The following is a 25,746-nucleotide window of genomic DNA, read 5'->3' on the forward strand; positions in this document are numbered from 1 at the left end:
ATGTTAAAATCAAAATATCAACTTTAAGGGGTTTTTACAATATGTATCAATCAATCGTCATCGGCGGTGGACCCAGTGGGCTTATGGCTGCAATATCAGCGAGCCAACATGGTAAGTCCGTCCTATTACTAGAAAAAAAGAAAGGTTTAGGTCGCAAATTAAAAATCTCTGGTGGAGGGCGTTGTAATGTAACGAATCGTCTCCCCTATGCTGAGATCATTAAAAACATACCAGGAAACGGTAAATTTTTATATAGTCCCTTTTCTATTTTCGATAATCAATCCATTATAGATTTTTTTGAAACACGGGGTGTGCCTTTAAAAGAAGAAGATCATGGACGCATGTTTCCGGTATCGAATCAATCACAAGATGTTTTAGATGCACTCATCAAAACACTTCATGATCATCATGTCACTATTAAAGAACAACATGTGGTGACATCCGTTGAAAAGCAAGACGAAGGCTATTTTATAGTCAAGTTGCAAGATGGCACAACATATCAAGCTAAATCCATTATTATTGCAACAGGTGGCACAAGTGTCCCACAAACAGGTTCTACTGGAGATGGTTACCGTTTCGCTACGGCATTGGGTCATCATATTACACCACTTTTCCCAACTGAAGTCCCTATTAAATCAAATGCCCCTTTTATTAAAAAGCAACAATTAAAAGGGCTTAGCTTGAGTAATGTTGGGCTTTCAGTATTAAGAAAAAATGGTAAAAAAAGAATCACTCACCAAATGGATATGATCTTTACTCATTTTGGTATTAGTGGTCCTGCTGCTTTAAGATGTAGTCAATTCGTCTATTATGAACAAAAAGCACAACACCAAACACATATTAAAATGCAAATTGATGCTTTTCCTGATGTTAAAGAAGATGCATTAAAACAACAAATTGAACAAAAATTAAAATCTCAACCTGATAAACATATTAAAAATGCACTCAAGGGACTTATCGAAGAACGATACTTATCTTTTATAATAGATGAAGCGAACATTGACCCTCAAACGACTTATCATCATTTAAGCCAACAAAAATTGGCTGAACTCACGCATTTGTTAAAAGCCTTTACTTTCGATGTACATGGAACCCTCCCCCTTGAAAAGGCATTTGTCACAGGTGGCGGTGTTGATATTAAAGAAATTGTACCGAGCACAATGGAATCAAAGTTGGCACCTGGTTTATTTTTGTGCGGTGAAGTTTTAGATATTCATGGTTACACCGGGGGATATAATATAACAAGTGCATTGGTAACAGGTTATGTTGCAGGCTACTTTGCAGGATTTGTAGAATAATCACTGTTACATTGTTTAATATTCCAAAATAAAGACGAGGCTGAAACAAAAATGTCTCAATAATCGATGAAATCCGAGGTTTTCGTAAAAAACGAAAAATCTCGGATTTTTTCCTTATCAGGAATTAAAATAGATATTTCTATTGGTAGAGTTAATTGAGACATGTTATAATCTTTATACATAAGGCACCTCGTTAGTTTAGTTTTTGTTGTGATGAATTAAATTATACGAAAGTGCCTTATTTTTTTAAGTATAATGGTGAATGATTACATATATATAAGCGAAGTATTTATAGCGAGACTCCTGAGGGAACAGGACGAGCCGAAGACTACAGGCTGAGGCTGTCCCCTCGGAAAGCGAGCCTATATAATACGAAGCATGATAATAAAAAGGAAGCTCGAAGATGATTTTTATCAAAATCATCTTCGAGCTATTTATTTTGGTATTTATGTCCCAGACTCGTCTTTTAACTCTTCTTTAATAATCATATTAAATTATATAAGGTAGGAAACAGGATAACACTGGAAAATCCTTCGTTATCCCTGTCCACCTTGAAGCGACACATCATTAGATGCGTTTATATTCTAAGCCCCCATCGCCCCATGCGTGCATACCACCTTCGATATTGACCGCATCAATATCATGTTGATTTAAATAATCTACAACCTTTGCACTTCGAACGCCCCCAGCGCAAACGACATAATATGTTGTATTTTTATTAAAATCTTCGAGCTTTTCAGGAATCTTATTCATTGGAATATGCTCCGCTTCAGGAATCATTCCCATCGCAACCTCTTCATCTTCACGAACATCGATGACATGAACAGGTTCTGAGCTCATAATCATTTCTTTTAATTGATCGACACTGATCTCTTTCACGCTTTCTCATCCTTTCAATTATTTCGCAACAATATTAACAAGTTTTTGCGGAACCGCAATCACTTTCTTAATCTCTTTACCCTCAATTACTGTTTTTACACTGTCATTAGCTAATGCCATTTGTTCCATTTCTTCTTTTGACAGATCTTTAGGAATTTCAACTTTCGCACGCACTTTGCCGTTGACTTGTAGTACAATCTCAACAACTGCAGCTTCAAGAAGGGATTCATCATAACTAGGCCATGGTTGGTAAGTAATCGTTGTCTCATGTCCTAAAATTGACCACAATTCTTCCCCTAAATGTGGTGCAATCGGTGCTAGCATTTTAACAAAACCTTCTACATAAGCACGAGAAATCGTCTCTGCTTTATAACAATCATTGATAAATACCATTAATTGACTGATTGCTGTATTAAAGTTAAGAGATTCAAAGTCTTCCGTTACTTTTTTAACTGTTTGATGATAAACATTTTGTAATGCCGGCGTCTCATCTTCAACAACTTTATCTGTTAATGTACCATCTTCATTTACGAATAAACGCCAAACGCGATCTAAAAAGCGACGTGAGCCATCTAAACCTTTTTCACTCCAAGAGATTGAAGCTTCTAAAGGTCCCATGAACATTTCATAAAGTCGTAAAGTATCTGCCCCATGAGAAACAATAATATCATCAGGATTTACGACGTTTCCTTTCGATTTACTCATTTTCTCATGACCTTCACCTAAAATCATACCTTGATTAAATAATTTTTGGAATGGCTCTTTAGTTGGAACCACACCTAAATCATAAAGCACTTTATGCCAAAAACGCGCGTAGAGTAAGTGTAATACCGCATGTTCGACGCCGCCAATATATAAATCAACAGGTAACCAATGTTTCAATTTTTCAGGGTCTGCTAACATTTGATCATTTTTAGGATCAATATAGCGTAAATAATACCAACAACTTCCAGCCCATTGTGGCATTGTATTGGTTTCTCGACGCCCTTTCATGCCTGTTTCAGGATCTGTAACATTCACGAAATCGTCTATATTTGCTAATGGAGATTCACCTGTACCAGAAGGTTTGATTTGATCCGTTTTAGGAAGCAATAATGGTAATTCATTTTCAGGTATAGTTGACATTGAACCATCTTCCCAATGAATAATCGGAATCGGTTCACCCCAATAACGTTGACGACTAAACAACCAATCTCGAAGTTTATAATTAACTTTCTTTTCACCGACACCTTTTTCTTCAAGGAGTTGAATCGCTTTCGCAATCGCATCTTCATTTTCAAGACCATTTAGCGCTTCAGAATGAATATGCGGACCATTACCCGTATAGTAAGGTGTGTCAGCGTCATTATCGATAACTGTTTTAACTGGTAAATTAAAAGTCTCAGCGAATTCATAGTCACGCTCATCGTGTCCAGGAACAGCCATTACCGCGCCAGTACCATAAGAAGCGAGCACATAATCTGCAATCCAAATTGGAATTTGTTCGCCTGTCATCGGATGAATCGCATAAGCACCTGTAAAGACACCCGTTTTTTCTTTCGCTAAATCCGTACGCTCTAAATCAGATTTTTTAGCTGCTTCGTCTTGATATTGTTTGACTACTTGCGATTGTTCAGTCGTTGTTATTTCATTGACTAAAGCATGCTCTGGACTTAATACTAGGAAAGTGGCACCATAGATTGTATCAGGTCGCGTCGTAAACACTTCAATCGCTTTTTCCGATTTCGCTTCTTTATAAATAACTTTGGCACCCTCTGAACGACCAATCCAATTTCGTTGCATGTCTTTAAGTGACTCTGGCCAATCCAAATCATCTAAATCTTCTAACAAACGATCCGCATACTCTGTAATACGGAGCACCCATTGTTTCATAGGGCGGCGTACAACGGGATGTCCTCCACGTTCAGATACACCATCTACAACTTCTTCATTTGATAGAACCGTACCTAATGCTTCACACCAGTTTACTGGAATTTCATCGATATAAGCTAAACCTTTTTTATACAATTGAATAAAAATCCATTGCGTCCATTTATAATAGTCTGGATCTGTTGTACTTAATTCACGATCCCAATCGTAACTAAAACCAAGCTCTTGAATTTGTCTTTTAAAAGTTTGGATGTTTGTACGCGTAAATTCTGCTGGATCATTACCCGTATCTAATGCATATTGCTCTGCAGGTAAACCAAACGCATCCCACCCCATCGGATGAAGCACATTGTAACCTTGCATTCTTTTATAACGTGACAAAATGTCAGTTGCAGTGTAGCCTTCTGGATGCCCAACATGTAAACCCGCTCCTGAAGGATATGGGAACATATCTAATGCATAAAATTTCTTTTGACCTAAATGATCTTCTGTTTTAAAAGTTTTGTTTTGTAACCAATACGTTTGCCACTTTTTTTCAATTTCTCGATGATTGTAATTCACTACTAAATCCTCCTATTCATAAAAAAACATCTCGAACTATTCTTCAATGGTAAGGGACGACTCATGCCGCGGTACCACCCTTATTCACGCTAAACGTGCACTTCATTAAAAATAGTTAGAGATGTTAATTATTATTTAATTACATTGGCAAGTTCACTTAATGTTTTCACTAGTTCGCACCACCACTAGCTCTCTTAAGAAATACAGTTAAGTTACTACTCCATTTTAATCACTTGAAAATAGCACAATTCCACTCAACATTTCACTTATAAATAAACATTGAGACGAAACCGTTTAAAACTATGCTTCCGATGACTTTAATCATTATCTATATTAAAAAATTTAACACAAATATGCAAGCCTCATTTTAGCATCGCTAATGATATAAAATCTTTGGATCCACTTTTCTATCATAGATAGACAAGAAAATCATTGCGATAACTAACAATCCTATCATAGATAAAAACATCACTTGCATATTATAGAGGTCTACTAATATCCCACCGATTAGCGGACCGAAAGCTTTACCGACAGTCGAAGCTGAATTGACGATACCTTGATAGACACCTTGGCGACCCTTTGGTGCTAATGCATTTGCTATCGTTGGGACAGCAGGCCATACAAACATTTCCGCAAACGTCATAATGACGATACCTACGACATAAATTGAAAATGATTTGGCAAAACTCGTCACTAAAAAGGATAATATAAAGACGAACAAACCAAAATATAATTGTTTTTTTAACTGCCCTTTGAAAAATTGAACGATGGGTGTAATTAAAGGTTGACCAATGAGTATCAAAACACCGTTAATGGTCCATAATAAACTATATTGACTCATAGAAATGCCAATACTTTGTGTAAATGAAGCAATCGTTGTTTGCCATTGAACATACGTAATCCAACAACAAGCAAACATGACACACAATAAAAGAAGTGCGTTAAAATGCTTTTTATTCTGAAGATGTGCAATTTCTTCAATCGTTTCGTGTTGCTTAACTGTCGCATGGTAATCCATGTTGAAATTAAATAGAGCGATGAAGAAAAATACAACATACATCGCAAGGTTTGCCATAAATATATAATTAAAGCTAAGTTCTGCTACGACACCGCCTAAAGCTGCCCCTAAAGCAACACCGATATTTTGGGCTAAATAAAAGGCATTAAATGTTTGTCTCCCACCTTGTGGCCAAACAGCACCTGCCATTGCATAAATAGCCGGAATAATCATACCGCCTCCAAATCCAAGCATAATGAGCCAAACTGCATACCATGGCCATCCGTGAAATAAATTCAATAGGAGGGTTGCACATAAACTGATAATCGTACCCAGCATGATTGTTCGATAGCCACCCAACTTATCAAACAAAGTTCCACCTAACAAGTTACCCGCTATCATACCAAATGAATTCACCATTAATACAACACCGGCTGTACTTAACGATTTACCTAGAGCTTGACTCATATAAATCGTGTTGAGTGGCCATAAAAAACTCGCTCCCGTAATATTTATTGCCATACCAATTACAAGCCACCATATTTCTTTTGGCATTTTCATTGATGACACACTCCTTTTCTCTCTAAATCACACTATAACACGATTAGTCTAAAATATGTTAAAATCTTGAAATACAGTTAATAAGAATTTTAACACAGTATCAAAAAATCCGTTTTAATTATGAATTTTGAAAGGACGATAATCATGGGGGTTTATTTTCCATACGCATTTAATCAAAAACGCTATCACACATTAAACTATCTTCTAAAAAATAAATTTAATCAAAAAATATTCAAAGTGGCACTCGATGCCGGCTTCGATTGTCCAAATCGAGATGGAACTGTCGCACATGGCGGTTGTACATTTTGTTCTGCAGCGGGTAGCGGAGACTTTGCGGGTAATCGTGTTGATCCAATAGAAGTACAATTTAATGAAATAAAATCGCGCATGCATGAAAAATGGCATGAAGGCCAATATATTGCCTATTTCCAAGCATTCACTAATACACACGCACCTGTAGAAGTGCTCCGCGAAAAATTTGAAAGTGCTTTAAAACAACCTGGCGTCGTTGGTTTATCCATTGGAACACGTCCAGATTGTTTACCAGATGATGTTGTTGAATATTTAGCCGAATTGAATCAACGTACATATTTATGGGTCGAATTGGGTCTCCAAACGGTCCACCAGTCTACATCTGACTTAATCAATCGCGCACATGATATGGATTGTTACTATGAAGGTGTCGCTAAACTTAGAAAACATAATATCAATGTCTGCTCTCATATTATTAATGGGCTACCTGGTGAAGACTATGACATGATGATGGAAACTGCTAAAACTGTGGCACAAATGGATGTTCAAGGGATTAAGATTCACCTTCTCCATCTATTAAAAGGAACGCCAATGGTAAAACAGTATGAAAAAGGGTTACTTAATTTTATGTCTAAAACAGAATATATTCACTTAGTGTGTGACCAACTTGAACAACTGCCACCTGAAATGGTCGTTCATCGAATCACAGGTGATGGTCCGATTGATTTAATGATTGGACCAATGTGGAGTGTGAACAAATGGGAAGTATTGAATGATATTGATGCTGAACTTGAAAGACGTGGTACAGTACAAGGTCAATACTATGAAGCACAGGTACAACTATGATCGTTGAACGTATCCTCCCATTCGCAAAATCACTCATCCAAAGTCATATTACACCCGAAAGCGTTGTAATTGATGCAACTTGTGGAAATGGTTATGACACGCTTTTTCTAGCACAGGCCGTCCCTTCCGGTCATGTGTATGGCTGTGACATTCAAGCAACGGCAATTGAAAATACCGCGAAGAAAGTTGCCGATTTTAAAAATGTGTCACTTTACCAAACGGGTCATGAAAAAATTACCCAATATATTTCAGAGAAACATCACAATCGCATACATGCTGCACTTTTTAATTTAGGTTATTTACCTAAAGGAGATAAATCTATTGTCACACGGCCTTCAACGACAATTCAAGCGATAGAGCACATTTTTGAACTTTTGCAACCTCAAGGTATCATCGTGTTAGCGGTATATCCTGGGCACGATGAAGGTTATGAAGAAAGTCAAGCGCTATTGCAATATTTAACAGCATTTGATCAGCAAAAAGCACATATCTTGAAATACGAATTCATCAATCAACAAAATCGTCCCCCTTTTATTATAGGCATTGAAAAAAGATAAAACAAAAACGGGATTTGAGACGTTCTATGGCCTCAAATCCCGTTTTTATTATATATCGCAACCGTGTATAATGGAATTCAGTAAATCTTTTAAGTTTTGTTCTCGGTTTTCAATTTCACTACACGCAAAGTTAATCAATTCTTGTTTATCTTGTTCTTTTTCTTCATTAAAATGAATAATGACTGTTCTTTCATCATCAGATGGTCTTTCTTTTACTAGCCATTTCAACTCTACAAGATTGTTGAAAGTTCTTGTCCGTTTGTACGTTTTGACTTTGACATAATGATCGATGTCTTTTAATGTCATTGACCCCTTATCCCAAAGTGTAAGTAAAATCAAAAATTCTTCTTTTGATAAATGATACTTCTCCTCAATCGCTTCAAAAATATATTCAACCTCTTTTTGAAGATTATCTAATAACACAATATCGCTTACTTGATAGTTTTTCTTTTTAGCCATGATTAAGCCCCCATTCAATTAGACTGCCTATCATGAATCTTTACCCAAATTATTATAATTTAATCATAATGTATAAAAGTTTGATTTATTGGTAATAAATTAATTTTAAATCTTAAAATACCACTGACAATTCTAGGTTTGTAGTTATTTTTCTATGATTTCTATCAAACCGAAAATATCATAGATGATTATAAATGTAAATTAAATATGTCATAATCCAACACGCTTTCAATTGTGCATAAATAGATTCACGGTGACCATAGTCATGACGGATATATAAAATAAGAAAGCACCTCAAAAAACGTCTAAATGACTTTTGAAGTACTTTCTTTGGAAATTGAGAACTTATGTCCGCGTTTGTCTAAATTTTTATCTTAATTAATCAAAAAGATGATTGATAGATTGTTGCATATTTTTTAAGATATTCACTGATTTTTCAAATTTTTCTTTTTCTTCTTCATTTAAAGGTGTTTCAACGATGTGTGTTGCGCCTTCACCATTAATTACTGTTGGCACACCTGTGTATACACCACTATGGCCATACTCACCTTCTAAGTAACTTGATACTGTTAAAACTGTATTTTGATTTTTCAAAATCGCTTTAGAAATGTGCATTAATCCCATAGCTACACCATAATACGTTGCACCTTTTGCTTTGATAATATCGTATGCAGCATCACGTGTTTGTACGTAAATATCTTCAATTAGATGTGATTTTGAAGGATCATTTTTCAATTCATCATAAATTGAAACACCTGCAATTGTTGCACTTGACCATACTGGAACTTCAGAATCACCGTGTTCACCAATAATATTCGCATGAACACTGCTTGGTGCAACGTCAAATGCTTCACTAATTAAATGTTTAAAGCGTGCAGTATCTAAAATTGTGCCTGAACCGATGACTTTATGCTTAGGTAAACCAGAATATCTAAGCGTTACATAAGATAAAATATCAACAGGATTAGCAGCAATAAGGAAGATACCATCGAAACCACTGTCCATAATGGAAGTGATAATATCTTTATAAATTTTAGCATTTTTCTCTACGAGGTCTAATCGTGTTTCACCGACTTTTTGTGGAGCACCTGCGCAAATCACAATAAGATCAGCGTCACCACAATCGCTATATTCACCTGCTTTAACTTTTACAGGTGATTCAGCATATGGCGCGCCGTGATTTAAATCAAGTACATCACCAAGTACTTTGTCTTTATTAATGTCGATAATGACTAATTCATCAGCGACGCCTTGACTTACCATTGTAAATGCATAACTCGCGCCAACTGCGCCATTACCAACTAATACGACTTTATTACTGTTTTTTCCCATTGAAAAACACGCTCCTACTTTGCAAATTTATATTTATCACAATAATTGTGATTCTTTTCACATATAATCTACCATGTTTATCACAATATTTCAATAAAAATTTATTGTAATGCAGAGAGAAATTATTTTCCAATATTTGTCAATAGTTTAAAATAATTACTTAATACTATTTTCATCGTCGATTAAATATCCTGCTGCGAAAACTTTATTATTTAAAAAGCTGAGGATATAACGCATAACGGCTTCACGTTCAGGTTCATTATGAATTTCATGCGCTAACCCTTCCCACGCTTTAAAATAAAGCTCATCGTAATTAAGATTATTCACAAATTGATAAGTTACTTTCGTATCTGAAATCACATCTTCTGTACCATACATGACGCACATAGGAATACACATGAATTGATTCATATGATCCGCAGTTTCTTTCATTGTTCTAATCACTTCTTTGTACCAATGGTAACTTACTTTCTTCAACATCATTGCATCATTTAATGTTTCTTCTTGAACTTCAGGATTTCGAGTCAAATCAGTGACTTGAAATCCGAGATCAAATTTGGCACTTTTAGAGACATCTCCAATGTTCGCTGTTAAGAAATTTTTACGTGTCTTATTACTATTATGAAAAGCCATCAATGGCGAAATTAAAATCAATCCTTCAATATCAAGTTGCACTTTTTCTAATAAATTGACACAAATGAGCCCACCTAATCCGACCCCAATAATAAATGTAGGAAGATGATACGCTTCTGCAATTTCAATCCACTCAAGTACCCGTTCTTGATAGATTTCAAAGCTTTCGATTTGGCCCTTATTCATACGTGACGTTTGGCCTTGTCCAGGTAAATCGCCCATAATCACATGATAACCATTACGTTTTAAATGTGTGATGACATAGGCGTATCTTCCTGTATGTTCTAACATATTATGAACAATAACGATGACGCCTTTAGCTTTATTATCTGTTTCCCATTTCCACATACAACATTACCCTTCCTTTACGTTCTTCCTTTTATTATAGCGTGATTTTATTCATGTTTGCGAATAAAAAGGAAATCATAAAAACAGGATAGAAATCTACTTGAGACGTAAATTTTCTATCCTGTTGATATGCGTCACTGACAACTATTAAAAAAGCGCGTGTGATCTTTAAATATTTACTATGATGCTGCGCTTTCCATTTTTAAGATAATTTAAAAGTTTTACGTATGAACGGTAAACGTAATAATAAAATTGCTAAAAGCAATTCATAAAAAGTAGGGAAAAACTTTGCGACTAACATTAAGAAAAATTGACCAATCAGTGAGCCATTTCCCTGAGAAGCATTAAAATTCGCTATAATACCAGCATCAATGAGATTCAACCCTATAATTACAACAGCTACAAGCCACAATCGGTGTGTCAGCACCCCCACAATTAAACCAATTAGAACTAAAATAATAAGTTCAAAAACAAAGTATTGTACAAACGTATCTAACTGTGTCCCAAATATATAAAATGCCATATCTCTAAACATGTTATAATCTCCCTTAAAAAGATTTCACTCTTATTTTAACATGCACATAACGATTGAAATTTAAAGATATCGTAAAGTTTCAATCGCGAACTTTACATTGCGTTAATATTTAGCACTGTTTACTTTTTAAAGCGCATCTTTACAACATTTTCACACCTACTTGATAATCATATGATACGTTTTAGTTGAAAATAAATTTAAATTGAAGGTGTCGTTAATGAAAATCATCGTTAAATGTGTGATTAGTTTATTGTTTTTGCTTATGATGCCCCTCTTTTTAGCACTAGCACAAGAACCGATTGATACTAATTTACAGAAACCACCACTCACCGTTTCACACAATTTATCATCTTAGTCACAAGTAACAAATAAAAAATTTAAATATTCATAATTCTAAAAGAAAAATAGATGCTAAAATTGTAATTATGTACTATGAAAACGTTTTCTTCCATTATCTGTTCATGATACACTATTATTATGACAATGAACAAAGGATATGGGAGGAATTGAAATGAGCTTAATCAAAAACTTTTTTATTACACTATCAAACAATGCTTATTTAAACTCATTAGCAAAAACTGTAGGACCTTCATTAGGTGCAAATAGAGTTGTTGCTGGTAACACGATAGAAGAGGTTGTCGCTACAATTAAGAAATTAAACGACAAAAATATTGCAGCAACCGTCGATAATCTAGGTGAGTTTGTCAATAATGAGCGTGATGCAATTGCAGCCAAAGAAAATATATTAAAAGTTATGGATGCGATTCACGAAAATCAACTCAACGCGCATATGTCGGTTAAGCTCAGCCAATTAGGTAGCGAATTTAATCGTGCCTTATGTTTTGAAAACATTGAAGAAATTGTTTCGAAAGCAAATCGCTATGATCATATGCACATTAACATCGATACAGAAAAGTACGATAGCCTTTTCGATATTACACAAACTTTAGATCGATTAAAACCCAATTATTCAAATATTGGAACAGTGATTCAAGCTTACTTATTTAAAGCAGATGTACTCATCGATAAATATCCAGAACTCCGCTTACGTTTAGTTAAAGGCGCTTATAAAGAATCACCACATATCGCCTATCAAACGAAGGAAGAAATTAATCAAAATTATATTCGACTTATCGAAAAAAGATTATTAAATTCTAAAAGCTTTACTTCAATTGCCACACATGATCACAAAATCATTAACCATGTTAAAAAATTTGTTGAGGACAATCATATTGATAAATCTCAATTCGAATTTCAAATGTTGTATGGATTTAGAAGTGATCTAGCAGAGTCGATTGCAAAGGAAGGATATAATTTTACGATTTATGTCCCTTATGGTGATGATTGGTTTGGTTACTTCATGCGACGATTAGCGGAAAGACCTCAAAACTTAACATTAGCCTTCAAAGAATTTGTAAAACCAAAAGTCCTTCTCTCTATAGGTGCAATTGGACTTGCAGTCGGTACATTATTTAAGCTGTTAAAAAATAAATAAAATAGTTTGACACTCATGTCAACTTTAGAAAGCCACAACATGCCAAAATAGTAGCTGTTGTGGCTTCTGCTTATTAATGTCACATTAACAAAATGGAGTGGCTGTCTCTATTGACATCATGTCTTAGCGCCACTCCACATCATCGTTTTCAATTATAAAATTTTGGTAATCGCTACGTAATTGAAATATGAGCGCTTTATTTCATTAAAACTGTTTTAATAAGTTAGCCATTTCTATTGCACCAACGGCGACTTCTGCCCCTTTATTGCCTGCTTTTGTACCTGCACGTTCAATAGCTTGTTCAATATTTTCAGTTGTTAAAACACCAAATATTACAGGAATGCCTGTATCGTCTCCCGCTTTAGCAATGCCTTTAGCAGCTTCGTTACAAACATAATCATAATGGGATGTTGCACCACGAATCACACAGCCAAGTGTAATCACTGCATCATATTTTTGAGTTTGTGCCATTTTCTTTGACACAATTGGAAGTTCGAATGCTCCCGGTACATAAGCAATATCAATATCGTCAGCTTCGACTTGGTGGCGTTTTAACGCATCAAGTGCCCCTTCGACTAAACGACCTGTGATAAAATCATTAAAACGACTTACAACAATCCCTATTTTTAAACCTTTACCTATAAGTTGACCTTCAAATTTCATTTTTCTTCCTCCTATATTTAAATCATATGTCCCATTTGTGTTTTTTTGACGTGCATATAATCATGATTGTGTTCATTTTCTTCAGCTATGAGCGGAATTCGCTCATCAATTTGAATTCCATAACGTTTTAAACCATGAAATTTTTCTGGATTATTACTCAATAAATGCACGCGCTCTACATTAAAGTGTCTTAACATTTGTGCTGCGATATCGTACTCTCTTAAATCTGGTTCAAAACCTAACGCTTCATTAGCGGAAACTGTATCATAGCCTTGCTCAATCAACTCATAAGCTTTTAATTTATTCATTAAGCCAATGCCTCTACCTTCTTGGGGTAAGTATAAAATCATGCCACCATGTTGTTCAATATAGGCCATTGCCGCTTCAAGTTGATCTCCACAATCACAGCGTGCACTATGAAAAATATCTCCTGTAGCGCAAGCAGAATGAATACGTACATTCATCGTTGGGTGAATCTCACCCTTCACAATAGCTAAATGTTCAGTACCATCTATATTCGAAGTGAATCCATACATATCAAAAGTACCAAATCGCGTAGGTAACTTAACTTTCGCTTGTTCCGTTATGATTTTACGATTCACTTTAATGTGTCCAACAAGATCCTCAATAGAAATCATTTTCAATTGATGCATCTCTTTGAACTGTTCAAGTTGCACGCCTTTAGCCATTGTTCCATCTTCATTCATAATTTCACAAATTAATCCTGCAGGTGTAGCACCCGTTAACCGTGCTAAATCAATAGTGGCTTCTGTATGACCACGACGTTCTAAAACACCATGCGTTTTTGCAATCAACGGAAATAAATGGCCCGGTTGGTTAAAGGTATGTTGGTCCATTTGTTCATCAATTAAAGCACGTGCAGTCTGCATCCTTTCAAAAGCGCTAATTCCAGTTGTCGATTGGATATGATCAATACTTTGTGTAAAAGCCGTACCATGTGGATCGTTATTGTGTTTAACCATTCCATCCAATCCTGCTTTTTCAGCGATTTCTTTTGTAATAGGTGCACATATGAGTCCTCTTCCATATTTAGTCATAAAATTAATGGTGTCATCGTGCATCCACTCCGTTATAGCAACAAGATCTCCTTCATTTTCACGATCTTCATCGTCTACAACAATAATCATTTCTCCTTTTTTTAAAGCATTGAGCGCTTCATCAATTGTATCTAATTTCATTACTTACGCCTCCATTAAAATCCTGCTTTCAGCAAATCTTCCATAGATAGGTCTGATTTTTGTGTTGCAATCGTTTGGACATATTTAAATAACATGTCTGTCTCTAAATGAACAGGATCTCCTTGTTTCTTCGTAGATAAAGTTGTCGCTTTTCTTGTTTCTGGAATTAAATGAATGTCAAAAGCATGAGGGTGCTTTTTAAAAATTGTTAAACTGATACCGTCAACAGCAATAGACCCTTGAGAAACCATTTGATTCATTAAAATAGTGGGTGCTTCAATCGTATAAATCCATTCATTTTGTGATGATTGAATTTGTTTGATACGACCTTTCCCATCTACATGGCCTTGCACAAAGTGACCTCCTAAACGGCCAGTGGCTAATAACGCGCGCTCTAGATTGACTTTATCGCCTGCCTTAAGTTCTGCAAGATATGTTTTATTTTCAGTACCTAAAATAACTTCCACTGAAAAACTGTTTGCGTTAAAAGTGGTTACCGTTAAGCACGTGCCATTGACACTTATAGAATCACCAATATGCATATCTGTTAATATATGTTGACATTGTATAGTCAGTTCAGTTGTGGGGTTTCGCTTTTGAATTTTTTCAATTGTACCTATTTCTTCAACGATACCTGTGAACATGGATTCACTTCCTCTTCATTCGTAATTTCATGTCGGTATCTATTATTTCACTGTGTACAATTTCAAATTGTGGTAGTTGGTCTAAAGGCATTACATCGTCTGTTTGATAAAATTGATATTTACCTTGACCACCTATGATTTTCGGGGCTAAATATAGGATGAAGTTAGTCACATCATGTGACGCTAAAAATTGTGATGTCACGTTCGGTCCGGCTTCAACAAGTATCCGACCGAAACCTTTTTGAAATAAATCTTTTAATATAAAATCAACATTTAATTGATTCGCTTTAATAATATGAATATGGTCTTTTGTCGATGTTAAACTATGGTTCTCGGTATAAATATAAATCGGTGTCGTTTCATCTTTAAAGAGTTGCGCATTCCAGTTCACGTCACCAGAACGCGAAAGAATGACTTTTGCCGGATGATGTCCGTCTTCAATACGCGTTGTCAAACTTGGATTATCTTTGCGAAGTGTCCCATTACCAGTGATAATGGCATCATGATTATGCCTCAAATTAAAAACATCTTGCTTTACAGCTTTTGATGTAATCCACTGACTCTCTTCAACATCTGTAGCTTGTTTGCCATCTATACTTGCACTGACTTTGACAGTTACAATAGGTCGTCCCTCTGATTTACTTTTGAAAAAGTCAGCATATAAATCCAAGGCTCGTTTCATCGGACGGTACTCTACATCAATACCCGCTTCTACCATCATTTGGTGACCCTCTGTATCTAAAGTGATATCTTTAGCTGCGTATACCACCTTTTTAATCCCTGTGTCGATGATTCTTTTGGCACAAGGCGGTGTACTTCCATAATGAGAACAAGGCTCTAATGATACATAAATCGATGCATCTTTTACATTTGCTTCACCAGCCATATCAATGGCTTGAATTTCAGCATGTTTGTCGCCTTTTCTTAAATGTGCGCCTAATCCAATGATTCTACCGTGTTTAACTACAACAGCGCCTACAGGAGGATTCGTTCCTGTTTGGCCGTTGACCATTTGTGCGAGTTGTATTGCTTGTTCTAAATAATTTTCCAATCTTTCACCTCAATAAAAAAACCACTCGTTGAAAATCGAGTAGTGGGAATTAGGAATCGCTATCTCTTAAAAGATAGACGTATTCATTTATCATTTGGTACGACAAATAAGCTTCACAATACTTTGTGAAAATGTCCTACCTATTCTTCCTCCCATCCAGACTCTAACTGTCGGCTCTAGATTCTCACTAGATCAGCCATATCGCTTTGCAATATGGGTCGCAGGCTTTAATTTACTGCCGGTTGGGAATTTCACCCAGCCCCGAAAGAATATATGAAATTGTATTGAGTATAAAAGATACGCATGGACTGTCGAAGTCCATGCGTCTATATTACCGTATCTTTTTAAATTTTACAATTGTTTGAATATAAAATCAGGAAATAAACTTATTCTATAAAAAATCATTATTAAATAATAATATAACTTACTAAAAATATGACTTGTCCTCTAACGCATCACAATCATAGTGACGCTTTAAAGAAAGTGAACCGAATCTTTTGAAAGAATAGATAAATCATGTTGTCATTTTCTAAGTTGAATGCCTTATTTTTTCTTTTTCTTCTTCTTGTCTTTTTTCTTTTTCTTCGCCTTTTTCTGCGCTTTCTTTTTCTCTTTTTCGAGCGCTTTTTTAGCTTTATACGTGTCATATAAATTGTCGACTGCCCTCACGGCTTGTTGAACAATCATTGTCACACCATTACGTTCAAAATTGACACCATTGGTAATTTGACCAATTGCTCTTAAGTTTCGCAAAGTTCCATACAATGGACTGATTACTTCATTTGTAGACGGCACGATTTGAATTCCACCCATTGGATGCGGTTGTATAATTTCTCGATTCGCAATATCCAACAACAGTGCATCGTCCTCATCTAACTGACTCAAATGTTTTTTCGGCCCCGTCGCATTGATGACGATACCCACTTTTAATTCATCCTCTTTATTTTTAAAGGCAAGTCGATATTTACCGTAATATTGGCGTACATTTTCGAGTCCAGATAATATTTCTAAATCACCAGCTTTAATTGCGTCAATCAACAATAAAGCTGTTTCTCTCGGCATCGGATTCGTATTTTCTTTTAAATATCTATGATACTTCGTTATAAATTGGGATTGATCTTCACGACTCAAACTGTTCCAAATCCAATCCATATTTTCTTTTAATGCCTCAAATACACTCTGCAAAGCCCCTAAATCTTCAGGATGATTCAAGTCATAATTTAAATCACGGACCGCATCATATTTTCGACGTTTAAGCAATTTTTGAAGTGGAATCTCTCGCACTTCACATTCTTTTTTAAATAATTCCACCGCTTCTTCTAATGGAACCACACCCATATTTTCTGCTTTTAACTGGTCAAAATTTTCAAGAGTGAGATATTTAAATTTAATCGTTTGCATCTCACCCCGAACACTTGGCAACTTACCACCACGACTCGCCATAATAATTGGCTTTTTCTGGTGGTGCGACAATGCATAACGAATGACGTCTAAACTTGCCAAACCCGTACCGATAATAGCAATTGTGTCATCTTTTTTAACTTCTGACAGTGTTTGATTAGCTGGATAAGGCGCTTGAATATAACCCTTTTGACCTTTGAGTTGGTAAGGGTCGTGATATGACATCGTACCAATTGTAAAAAACACATAGTCATAGTCTTTACAAGATTCCACTTCATCATCAGTACATACAACGATTCGCTTAGGAATGATTTCATTGGCTTGCTCTTCAATATACATATGTTTAACTTCTTTTTTAATTACATTTACATTGTCGAATGCATGATCAATTTGTTCTAGATAGCTTTTCATGTAATGACCAAATACATAACGTGGCAAATAGTCCGCATCACCGTAATTAAATGTATCTTGCTCGTTATACCATTCTCTAAATTCTAAAATATTATCGATATTCAATGACAGCATATCAACTGGTACATTGATGAGCAAATCCTCACTATCATTTTGAAAGGGCTTGCCTTGCCCCATATTTTCCTCGTTATCATAAATATCTAATTGAATTTTCTTAAAATGCTTGTATTTAACTAATTGTCTGAGCACACTCACACCTGCTGTGCCCATTCCTATAATGGCTACTCTCATCTTGCATCATCCTTATTTTAAGTATCTCATTCAAATTCATTATACCCTTAATGAAAAGAAATAATGAAAAAACGTTATTTTTATATGCGAATGTGATAAAGAACACTAAAAAAATTACTATGGTATAATAATCTCACAAGATATTTTTACCCTTTTTGTTTAATTGAAGATATGATATTAATATTCGGAGGCTTTGTCATCGTGTATAAAAAATTGGCTTTATTTATGTTAAGTTTGATTATTTTGTCTGGTTGTTCACTTCCCGGTTTAGGTGGGACTTCAAAAGATAGTGTAAAAATCACAGCACTATCGACGAGTGAGTCACAAATTATGGCACACATGGTTCGACTTAAAATCGAGCATGATACAAAAGGAAAAATCAAACCCGCAATCATTAATAATTTGGGCTCTAGTACGATTCAACATAATGCTTTAATCAATGGAGATGGAAATATTTCTTCGACACGTTATACGGGTACGGATCTTGTCGGTGCATTAGAAATGGACCCAGTCAAAAATCCTAAAAAAGCAATGGCGATTACTCAAAAAGAATTTGAAAAACGTTTCCACCAAACTTGGTTTGACTCTTATGGATTTGAAAATACTTTTGCGTTTATGGTCACTAAAGAAACAGCACGTAAGTATCATCTAAAAAATGTATCAGATTTAAAAAAACATAGCGATGAACTGCGTTTAGGAACAGATAGTACCTGGATCAAACGCGCCGGTGATGGGTATCCTGCTTTTACAAAAGCATATGGTTTTGATTTTGATACAATCCGACCGATGCAAATTGGTTTAGTGTACGACGCTTTAAAAAATAAAAAATTGGATGTGGCATTAGGTTATACTACTGATGGTCGTGTTTCAGCCTATGACCTTGTTGTTTTGAAAGATGATAAACACTTCTTCCCACCTTATGACGCGAGTGTCGTTGCAACAGATCAAATTTTAAAAACACATCCTGAACTCAAACAGTCTTTAAAAGATTTATCAGGTAAAATCAATACAAAACAAATGCAAAAATTGAATTATGAAGCAGATGGAGAAGGAAAAGAGCCTGCTGTTGTCGCAAAAGATTTCTTAAAAGCCCATCATTATTTTGAACATTAATTACGACAATATTTAATAGCTGAACTGAAAATGAAATTGAACAAGCTTATAATAGAGTGAGGTGATTGATTTTGATTAAAAAAATTGGTAAAGTGCTCATTTTAACAATTGCTTTATTTTTCCTCTTAGGACGTCGTAACAAAGCGGAATAATAAAGCATCGACTGTATCAACGCATATATAAAGCAACTTTGAATCACACATACACTTTCTTCCTAGAGTTATAACATAAATAAAGCGGAACAGAAACCTACACTCGAGTGTTTGGATTCTGTTCCGCTTTATTTTATTGATTATCATATATTCTTAAATTCTCTATAGACTAGTAATTTTTACCATCTTGATGTTTTTTGTCATCTTTATAAACATACCAGTTAAAATATTTACCTTCTGTTTTCATATCTTTGTAAAAATCTGCCATAATGACGGCGTTACTTTTCGCCCAATTAATATCTGTTGCATATTGATGTTCACCAGGATTTTTAGGATTCCATCTCATACTGTACAACGTATTCTGATTTGGGTTTGATAAGTAATGATCATGGATAAATTCTGCGCCACCATAAATCGCTTTTTCTGGTGTATCCCAGCCTTTTTTCTTCGCATATTTAGCACCTGTTTTAATAGGGTCTTCATCAAGTGCCCCAACACCATAAAAATTATAATATTTTTTACCGTCAATATCGACACCGTTCGACAACTCTGACATAACTGAGCCAGTTTCTAATAAAGCGTGTGAAATTAAGTAAACTTCATTCACTTGTTTTTCTTTAGCAGCATTTAAAAAATCATCCGTATGTGCCAATAATGTTGGATGATTTCTCAACATTCTTTTAATTCTGTTTTTATCAATACCTTGATATTTCGACAAATTTAAAAATTGATACTTCTGTCTCTTGTCATCCATAAACACCGAACTATCCATCGCATCGCGAATTTCTGAATCAGATGCGTCACGCCAATTCGTATGATTTTTATTTGAAACTTGTTGACTAGTATAGTTATCAATTTGTTTCTTTGCTGCCTTATCAAGTGTCACATCTAGTTTCTCAACTTGCTCTACTTGATTAACATGCTTAAAAAAGATTTGATCTTTAATCATGCTAAAAAAGAAAAAACCTGCAATAACAAAAATAATAAAAGACGCTATTACAGCAATTATCGAGCCATTTTTGTGCTTTCTCATAAACACACCTCTTCAGAATGTTTCATTTTAATTCATATATTTATTTTATCCGCTTGAAATCAAATTTTACCACCTTCAATGCATCTATACAACGAGATACCCCCGTTGTTACACATTCATAAAAAAATAGTAATGAATATGTAAAGTTCTTCATTACTATTCATCGCGATGATAATCCATCATAATGAAACTTGCAGCTTGAGAGCGGTTTTTATAATAATAACGTGCGAGATCAATCGTACCTTCGACTTCGCCATCTCGATACATCATTTGTTTTGTCATGTTGTTAATCATTACAAATTCTGAACGATCTCGGATAACATCTAAATCATCATTGCGCGCGAAAAAATGCTCTAAATTTAAATGATCGTAGTCCATAATTTCCTCCTCGAATGTTAACTAATAAATTAAATGTCATTAAAATGCATTCAACGACAAATATACAAAGAATTTAAACCTATTTGTCATTGCTAAAACTTGTATTAAACATAAAATAGCACAAATCGTGGAATGCCTCAATCTTTTAGCTGTGTTACAAAGGAAATGACCGGTCAGTTCATTTATTATTGAGGAGTCATGTCCATGCAATTTAATACACTTTATGTCCAATACTATAAGTTAATCCATTTTTTACTGCACAAGTATCATATTGATTATAATTATGATGAGTACTTTCAACTTTTATTAATCAAATTATGGTCTCTATCTTTAAAATATAATCCTTCTTTCAATCAAAGCTTCAAAAAATATATCACCTATCACTTACAATTCTATCTTATTGATTTATTACGTCAATCATCTCAAAAGCCCACACCGTTGCCGCTAGAAATGAAGCAAATAGAATTACAAACGACAGCTCTAAATACGACGCATTTGTTGTTAAGCGATTTAACAAAAACCTTGAAGCCTCCGGAACAGCAATGGTTGCGATACTATTTACAAGGCTATCGACAAAAAGAAATTCAACAGTTGATGCAACGTTCTCCGACTACAATAAGGAAATATAAGACGCATGCTTTGAAACACTTGAAGCAAGTTCTCACATATGAAGATATTAAGAAAGGATTTTAACAATGACGATACAATATGCGCACGAAACTATGCTTTACCTCAAAACTTCTGAAAATATAGAGTATCCACTTTTGATTAAATATGTATCTCATACGCACCATAGCCAGCATTCTCTTCATCGCTTCTTAAACGATTTGGCATTAGCGTCACAAAAAGACCTCCGCACTCAGAAAAATTTCTCTATGCAACTTTTAAATACGTATCATTTATCACCCTTCTATTTGAATCCAAGACTCATCCTATGCCCCATGCAACCTCAACGTGCACCTGTACAGATATTCATCAATATGGTTCAAGTCATCGCAGCCTCTTCTTATTTTGAACAAACGAAAGTCCATTTTGAACACAATATCACCCTCGTCGTCCCTATACCACTCATACAATTTATAAAAAAATGGAAAGATGCAATGATGCTTTCCAAATTATTATAGCTTTATTTTGCTTTATTAAATTTATAATCGATGAGTCGCTTTGTAAAATAGCCATTCGCTACTTTCATCAAATAGACAATGAGCACTAAAGAAATCAACGCACTTAACATAATCGTGATCACTAATCCTACTGATAAATTCATATTCGGTTGGATAAAATAATGGGCTGAACTTAAACATAAGAGTAATGCCCCTATAAACAGTCCTAGTAACAGCACATTGACAACAAACAAACCTATCAAAGTCATTGTTAAATAACTGGACGTTTTTAATTCATTCGAAAAAATATGATTCCTTAAATAATAGGAAACAAATCGCTGTGGTGTACGATATTGATTCTGTATATCATCCATGTCATGCGATTTTAAATATGTGCGCAGTGCTTTTTTCTCACGTTGATTAAGATACCATAAGTCTTTTTCAATTTGATGTTGAAATGCTTGATTCTGCATGTGCAACATAGGCCCCCTTTCATCTTTGTAGCATTTTCCTTGTTCACTTTATCATAACACAAACGCCTACCTTAATAAGCAACTCACTCATTAGAAATTAAAAAGTGACTGCATCTAAAGCATACACTCATGCTTCAGAAACAGTCACTTTTTTAACGTTTAAGCTTGTTATAAACTTTTCGTAGCTTGACTCCCATAAAGGAAAAAGCCATTGAACTCATTTCAAATCTATCTCACAAGTTAAAAATTATAAGATACTTAATCCAGAAGATTTAATATCTTTCTCAAATCCTTTAACTGTATCTACAGATAATTCATTGATGTCACGTCCAATGTTAGACACTTTTTTCACAACGTCTGATGGACAAGTAATGATATCTGCACCAATTTCATCAGCTTGAATGACATTGAATAACTCGCGACAGCTTGCCCATAATAATTGCACGCCTTTTTTACTATGTGTCACTTCAACTGATTCTTTCATTAATGGCATAGGGTCAACACCTGTATCTGCAATACGTCCTGCAAAAACAGACACATATGTTTCTACACCTTCAGTGACAGCTTCAGTGATAGCTTTAACTTGTTCAATTGTATAGACAGCAGTGACATTTAATTTAACGCCTTTAGCTGATAATTTTTCAATTAATGGAATCATTGATTCGCCTTTTGTATTGACAACTGGAATTTTAACAAAAATGTTTTCACCAAATTGTTGGATGATTTCTGCTTCTTTTTCCATTGTTTCCATGTCATCGCCAAAAACTTCGAATGAAATCGATGCATCAGGAATTGCCTCTACTGCTTCTTTAGCAAATTCCACATAGTCTTTAACGCCAGCTTTTGCCATTAAACTTGGGTTTGTAGTAAAACCGTCTACCTCTTTATTTTGATAAGCTTTTTTCATTTGTTCAATATCTGCACCATCTGCAAATACGCGTACTTTCAATTCTGCCATTTTAAATAGCCTCCTTATTGCTGTTAATCCTATTTATAGTTATACCATTTTTAAGTCCTATTCTGCTATTTTAACGCTTTGCATTTGAACAACATTCGTTCAATTCACAAATAAAATATGATATGATTACTATCGATAAATAAAGGAGGCGCACTATGTCCAAATCAAAAAAATACTTTTACTTATCGGTATTGTTAATGCTTATTAGTTTTTATTTTAATACACAAAATCCTATGCTCGAAAAGCATTTTACTTCAATTGTAAAATTGATTTTTGTATGTAGTATTGTAAACTTCGTCATTTTAGTTGCATCCATCGTTTTTGCAGACAAATCAATCAAACATTTGCCAGAGCAACGCAGTTGGATACATAAAGCGTCACGAATACAACCGTGGATTCTTTTAGTGGTCATTTGTATTCATATTGTAAGTTCCCTATTTACCTTTGGTATTATTTAAATGACGCATGAAGCCATTTAAGGTTCAGGTGATTGCATGAAATATATTTATATCTTTATAGGTGGTGCGATAGGTGCATTGTTGAGATGGCAAATCAGTTTCATCCCTGTTGACTCACAGTTTCCAATCGGCACCTTTCTTGCTAATTTAATCGGGGCAATGGGTATGGGATATTTTACCCGTCTCTCTACAAAGTGGTTTACCCAACATCCTCAAGTCAAACAGGGCATAACAACTGGCTTTTTAGGGGCATTAACCACTTTTTCAACCTTCCAATTTGAGCTCGTTCATTTAGCTGAATATGGTCATTTACTGATACTACTAAGTTATGCGCTCGTCAGTTATTGTTGTGGCATTTTATGCTGTTTTCTAGGTTATCGATTAGGAGGTTTTCACAAATGAATGTCCTACTATTATGTATAGGTGGCGGTATTGGGGCTGTCCTTCGAGCAATGGTAACAGCTCGCTTATCTAGCTTTGATTTTTTCAAAATACCGATAACTACCTTATTCGTTAATTTGTTAGGTTCTTTTCTAATCGGCTACCTTTTTCAAATTTATACTGCCTCACACGCAGCGCAATTATTTTTTGCTGTCGGTATACTGGGCGGTTTTACAACATTTTCAACATTATCATTAGAGTTATTACAAATGCTTCAACAGTCGAAAAAACGACTTCTATTTGTCACATATAGCGTCCTGCAATATGGTGCATGTTTTATCGCTTGTTGGTTAGGTGTCCAATTTCATTTGTAAAATAATTCATACATACTAAAACATAAACCCGAGATCTCGCTAACGTTGCGAAATCTCGGGTTTTTGATAGTTTTTATTGACCGTTAAATTGTAGAGGATCTGGTCCAATACGACGATCTTCATTGAGCGCATCTAAGCGACCCATCTGTTCTTGAGATAATTCAAAATCAAAAACATTTAAGTTTTCTTCAATACGACTTGGTGTGATTGATTTAGGTATTGTTACAACACCATGTTGTACATTCCAACGAATAATGACCTGTGCTGCTGAACGGTTTACTTCATCTGCAACACTTTTTACCGTCGCATCGTCTAGAATTTGTGCATTCATTAAAGGTGACCAAGATTCCATAAGAATATTTTGTGCATCAAGATACTCATGTAAAGCTTTTTGTGTCAAATATGGATGGAATTCAACTTGGTTAATCACAGGTTTGATACGAACATTGGCAAGTAAACGATCCAAATGTTCAACATTAAAATTACTTACACCAATATTTTTAACTTTTTGATCTTGGTAAAGATCTTCCATCCCTTTCCACGTATCAATCATTAAATCTTCATCAGTTCCTGGCCAATGTACAAGATATAAATCTAAGTAATCTAAACCTAAACGCGAAAATGAAGCTTGATAAGCTTTTTCCACATTGTCACGACCATAATCACTTAACCAAAGCTTAGACGTAATAAACAAATCTTCACGCTTTAAGTCATTTTCTTCTAAAGCTTCACGAATACCTTCGCCCACTTTTTCTTCATTTTTGTAAATCATCGCCGTATCAATACTACGATAACCATGCTTAATCGCATGCTTAACCGCATCCTTCGCAGAATCATCATTTTCTACACGGAAAACACCTAAGCCCACCTGAGGCATACGATTTCCATTATAAAAAGACTTTTCATACATACAACATCGCTCCTTTACTCTATCCACCTTACATGCTATATCATTTTCAGCAGATGTTAAAGCCATTGAACTTGGGAGCGAGACAGAAATCTATTTGATTTCGTTGTCTCGCCCCGGCAAGGATGACTAGA

The 25,746-nt window shown here is 35.0% G+C and carries 27 protein-coding genes, 1 riboswitch and 1 other annotated feature; of the genes, 10 read left to right on the top strand and 17 right to left on the bottom strand.

Translation table 11 applies throughout. The annotated features are described in order from the left end of the window. Nucleotides 1-41: 41 nt before the first annotated feature. A complete protein-coding gene (locus HMPREF1208_RS05540) occupies nucleotides 42-1,298 on the top strand; it encodes an NAD(P)/FAD-dependent oxidoreductase (RefSeq protein ID WP_016425379.1) in 1,257 nt (418 codons plus the stop codon). A gap of 567 nt (nucleotides 1,299-1,865) precedes the next feature. Here HMPREF1208_RS05540 and HMPREF1208_RS05545 read toward each other — a convergent pair. From HMPREF1208_RS05545 to HMPREF1208_RS05555, 3 genes are all read right to left on the bottom strand, one after another. Beyond that, nucleotides 1,866-2,177 carry a rhodanese-like domain-containing protein gene (locus HMPREF1208_RS05545; protein ID WP_016425381.1) on the bottom strand — a complete coding sequence of 104 codons (312 nt, stop codon included), beginning with the start codon at nucleotides 2,175-2,177 and terminating at the stop codon, nucleotides 1,866-1,868. 18 nt (nucleotides 2,178-2,195) lie between these two features. Beyond that, nucleotides 2,196-4,607: a leucine--tRNA ligase gene (gene leuS, locus HMPREF1208_RS05550; RefSeq protein ID WP_016425382.1), complete on the bottom strand. Its 2,412-nt coding sequence runs from the start codon at nucleotides 4,605-4,607 to the stop codon at nucleotides 2,196-2,198. A gap of 49 nt (nucleotides 4,608-4,656) precedes the next feature. Next, nucleotides 4,657-4,845, bottom strand: a binding site (T-box leader). 138 nt (nucleotides 4,846-4,983) lie between these two features. Continuing rightward, nucleotides 4,984-6,165: an MDR family MFS transporter gene (locus tag HMPREF1208_RS05555; RefSeq protein WP_016425383.1), complete on the bottom strand. Its 1,182-nt coding sequence runs from the start codon at nucleotides 6,163-6,165 to the stop codon at nucleotides 4,984-4,986. A gap of 144 nt (nucleotides 6,166-6,309) precedes the next feature. On the opposite strand from HMPREF1208_RS05555, the gene HMPREF1208_RS05560 reads away from it, so the two are divergent. Next, nucleotides 6,310-7,263: a TIGR01212 family radical SAM protein gene (locus HMPREF1208_RS05560; RefSeq protein WP_016425384.1), complete on the top strand. Its 954-nt coding sequence runs from the start codon at nucleotides 6,310-6,312 to the stop codon at nucleotides 7,261-7,263. Beyond that, nucleotides 7,260-7,820, top strand: coding sequence for a class I SAM-dependent methyltransferase (locus HMPREF1208_RS05565; protein ID WP_016425385.1), 561 nt, complete (start codon nucleotides 7,260-7,262; stop codon nucleotides 7,818-7,820). The genes HMPREF1208_RS05560 and HMPREF1208_RS05565 overlap by 4 nt, the downstream gene beginning before the upstream one ends. Before the next feature lie 48 nt (nucleotides 7,821-7,868). Here HMPREF1208_RS05565 and HMPREF1208_RS05570 read toward each other — a convergent pair whose 3' ends face one another. The 4 genes from HMPREF1208_RS05570 to HMPREF1208_RS05585 form a co-directional block, all read right to left on the bottom strand. Further along, the gene (locus HMPREF1208_RS05570) at nucleotides 7,869-8,279 is read right to left on the bottom strand and encodes a transcriptional regulator, SarA/Rot family (protein ID WP_016425386.1); all 411 of its coding nucleotides are present in this window, start codon (nucleotides 8,277-8,279) and stop codon (nucleotides 7,869-7,871) included. A 378-nt stretch (nucleotides 8,280-8,657) separates the two neighbouring features. Then, the gene (locus HMPREF1208_RS05575) at nucleotides 8,658-9,611 is read right to left on the bottom strand and encodes an L-lactate dehydrogenase (protein WP_016425387.1); all 954 of its coding nucleotides are present in this window, start codon (nucleotides 9,609-9,611) and stop codon (nucleotides 8,658-8,660) included. 156 nt (nucleotides 9,612-9,767) lie between these two features. Then, nucleotides 9,768-10,592 (bottom strand): alpha/beta fold hydrolase, encoded by an 825-nt coding sequence (locus HMPREF1208_RS05580; RefSeq protein WP_016425388.1) that lies wholly within the window; start codon nucleotides 10,590-10,592, stop codon nucleotides 9,768-9,770. Between the two features lie 202 nt (nucleotides 10,593-10,794). Beyond that, on the bottom strand, nucleotides 10,795-11,127 hold the full coding sequence (locus HMPREF1208_RS05585) for a hypothetical protein (RefSeq protein WP_016425389.1): 333 nt from the start codon (nucleotides 11,125-11,127) through the stop codon (nucleotides 10,795-10,797). A gap of 511 nt (nucleotides 11,128-11,638) precedes the next feature. Between HMPREF1208_RS05585 and HMPREF1208_RS05590 the strand changes: the two genes are divergently transcribed. Continuing rightward, a complete protein-coding gene (locus HMPREF1208_RS05590) occupies nucleotides 11,639-12,622 on the top strand; it encodes a proline dehydrogenase family protein (RefSeq protein WP_016425391.1) in 984 nt (327 codons plus the stop codon). A 204-nt stretch (nucleotides 12,623-12,826) separates the two neighbouring features. Here HMPREF1208_RS05590 and ribH read toward each other — a convergent pair whose 3' ends face one another. The 5 genes from ribH to HMPREF1208_RS05615 all read right to left on the bottom strand — a co-directional run bounded on the left by ribH (nucleotide 12,827) and on the right by HMPREF1208_RS05615 (nucleotide 18,282). Next, nucleotides 12,827-13,285 (bottom strand): 6,7-dimethyl-8-ribityllumazine synthase, encoded by a 459-nt coding sequence (gene ribH, locus HMPREF1208_RS05595; protein ID WP_016425392.1) that lies wholly within the window; start codon nucleotides 13,283-13,285, stop codon nucleotides 12,827-12,829. A 17-nt stretch (nucleotides 13,286-13,302) separates the two neighbouring features. Then, on the bottom strand, nucleotides 13,303-14,484 hold the full coding sequence (locus tag HMPREF1208_RS05600) for a bifunctional 3,4-dihydroxy-2-butanone-4-phosphate synthase/GTP cyclohydrolase II (RefSeq protein WP_016425393.1): 1,182 nt from the start codon (nucleotides 14,482-14,484) through the stop codon (nucleotides 13,303-13,305). 14 nt (nucleotides 14,485-14,498) lie between these two features. Beyond that, nucleotides 14,499-15,128 carry a riboflavin synthase gene (locus tag HMPREF1208_RS05605; protein ID WP_016425394.1) on the bottom strand — a complete coding sequence of 210 codons (630 nt, stop codon included), beginning with the start codon at nucleotides 15,126-15,128 and terminating at the stop codon, nucleotides 14,499-14,501. Nucleotides 15,129-15,132: 4 nt separating this feature from the next. Next, nucleotides 15,133-16,179 carry a bifunctional diaminohydroxyphosphoribosylaminopyrimidine deaminase/5-amino-6-(5-phosphoribosylamino)uracil reductase RibD gene (gene ribD / locus HMPREF1208_RS05610; protein ID WP_016425395.1) on the bottom strand — a complete coding sequence of 349 codons (1,047 nt, stop codon included), beginning with the start codon at nucleotides 16,177-16,179 and terminating at the stop codon, nucleotides 15,133-15,135. Nucleotides 16,180-16,319: 140 nt separating this feature from the next. Continuing rightward, nucleotides 16,320-16,452, bottom strand: a riboswitch (FMN riboswitch). A 270-nt stretch (nucleotides 16,453-16,722) separates the two neighbouring features. Further along, nucleotides 16,723-18,282: an FAD/NAD(P)-binding protein gene (locus HMPREF1208_RS05615; protein WP_016425396.1), complete on the bottom strand. Its 1,560-nt coding sequence runs from the start codon at nucleotides 18,280-18,282 to the stop codon at nucleotides 16,723-16,725. Between the two features lie 225 nt (nucleotides 18,283-18,507). Here HMPREF1208_RS05615 and HMPREF1208_RS05620 point away from each other — a divergent pair, with 225 nt between their 5' ends. Continuing rightward, on the top strand, nucleotides 18,508-19,395 hold the full coding sequence (locus HMPREF1208_RS05620) for an osmoprotectant ABC transporter substrate-binding protein (RefSeq protein WP_037559299.1): 888 nt from the start codon (nucleotides 18,508-18,510) through the stop codon (nucleotides 19,393-19,395). A 321-nt stretch (nucleotides 19,396-19,716) separates the two neighbouring features. Here HMPREF1208_RS05620 and HMPREF1208_RS05625 read toward each other — a convergent pair whose 3' ends face one another. Together HMPREF1208_RS05625 and HMPREF1208_RS05630 are read right to left on the bottom strand one after the other, a co-directional pair. Then, nucleotides 19,717-20,580: an N-acetylglucosaminidase gene (locus HMPREF1208_RS05625; protein WP_016425398.1), complete on the bottom strand. Its 864-nt coding sequence runs from the start codon at nucleotides 20,578-20,580 to the stop codon at nucleotides 19,717-19,719. A gap of 156 nt (nucleotides 20,581-20,736) precedes the next feature. After that, nucleotides 20,737-20,958: a hypothetical protein gene (locus HMPREF1208_RS05630; RefSeq protein ID WP_016425399.1), complete on the bottom strand. Its 222-nt coding sequence runs from the start codon at nucleotides 20,956-20,958 to the stop codon at nucleotides 20,737-20,739. 204 nt (nucleotides 20,959-21,162) lie between these two features. On the opposite strand from HMPREF1208_RS05630, the gene HMPREF1208_RS05635 reads away from it, so the two are divergent. Together HMPREF1208_RS05635 and HMPREF1208_RS05640 are read left to right on the top strand one after the other, a co-directional pair. Then, nucleotides 21,163-21,651, top strand: a complete 489-nt coding sequence (locus HMPREF1208_RS05635) for a sigma-70 family RNA polymerase sigma factor (RefSeq protein WP_016425400.1) — start codon at nucleotides 21,163-21,165, stop codon at nucleotides 21,649-21,651. 2 nt (nucleotides 21,652-21,653) lie between these two features. After that, nucleotides 21,654-22,082, top strand: a complete 429-nt coding sequence (locus HMPREF1208_RS05640) for a hypothetical protein (protein WP_016425401.1) — start codon at nucleotides 21,654-21,656, stop codon at nucleotides 22,080-22,082. 2 nt (nucleotides 22,083-22,084) lie between these two features. Here the strand turns inward: HMPREF1208_RS05640 and HMPREF1208_RS05645 are convergent, their stop codons facing one another. Together HMPREF1208_RS05645 and HMPREF1208_RS05650 are read right to left on the bottom strand one after the other, a co-directional pair. Continuing rightward, on the bottom strand, nucleotides 22,085-22,534 hold the full coding sequence (locus HMPREF1208_RS05645) for a hypothetical protein (RefSeq protein ID WP_016425402.1): 450 nt from the start codon (nucleotides 22,532-22,534) through the stop codon (nucleotides 22,085-22,087). A gap of 247 nt (nucleotides 22,535-22,781) precedes the next feature. Then, nucleotides 22,782-23,492: a transaldolase gene (locus tag HMPREF1208_RS05650; protein WP_016425403.1), complete on the bottom strand. Its 711-nt coding sequence runs from the start codon at nucleotides 23,490-23,492 to the stop codon at nucleotides 22,782-22,784. A gap of 155 nt (nucleotides 23,493-23,647) precedes the next feature. Here HMPREF1208_RS05650 and HMPREF1208_RS05655 point away from each other — a divergent pair, with 155 nt between their 5' ends. From HMPREF1208_RS05655 to HMPREF1208_RS05665, 3 genes are read left to right on the top strand one after another with little or no spacing between them, the layout of a single operon-like run. After that, on the top strand, nucleotides 23,648-23,950 hold the full coding sequence (locus HMPREF1208_RS05655) for a hypothetical protein (RefSeq protein WP_016425404.1): 303 nt from the start codon (nucleotides 23,648-23,650) through the stop codon (nucleotides 23,948-23,950). A 36-nt stretch (nucleotides 23,951-23,986) separates the two neighbouring features. Beyond that, nucleotides 23,987-24,352 carry a fluoride efflux transporter CrcB gene (crcB, locus tag HMPREF1208_RS05660; RefSeq protein WP_016425405.1) on the top strand — a complete coding sequence of 122 codons (366 nt, stop codon included), beginning with the start codon at nucleotides 23,987-23,989 and terminating at the stop codon, nucleotides 24,350-24,352. After that, the gene (locus HMPREF1208_RS05665) at nucleotides 24,349-24,705 is read left to right on the top strand and encodes a fluoride efflux transporter FluC (protein WP_016425406.1); all 357 of its coding nucleotides are present in this window, start codon (nucleotides 24,349-24,351) and stop codon (nucleotides 24,703-24,705) included. The genes crcB and HMPREF1208_RS05665 overlap by 4 nt, the downstream gene beginning before the upstream one ends. A 73-nt stretch (nucleotides 24,706-24,778) precedes the next feature. On the opposite strand, the gene HMPREF1208_RS05670 is transcribed toward HMPREF1208_RS05665, so the two are convergent. After that, nucleotides 24,779-25,615, bottom strand: coding sequence for an aldo/keto reductase (locus tag HMPREF1208_RS05670; protein ID WP_016425407.1), 837 nt, complete (start codon nucleotides 25,613-25,615; stop codon nucleotides 24,779-24,781). Nucleotides 25,616-25,746 lie beyond the last annotated feature (131 nt).

Origin of the sequence: Staphylococcus sp. HGB0015 (assembly GCF_000411275.1) — a bacterium.
Classification (GTDB): Bacteria; Bacillota; Bacilli; order Staphylococcales; family Staphylococcaceae; genus Staphylococcus; species Staphylococcus schleiferi.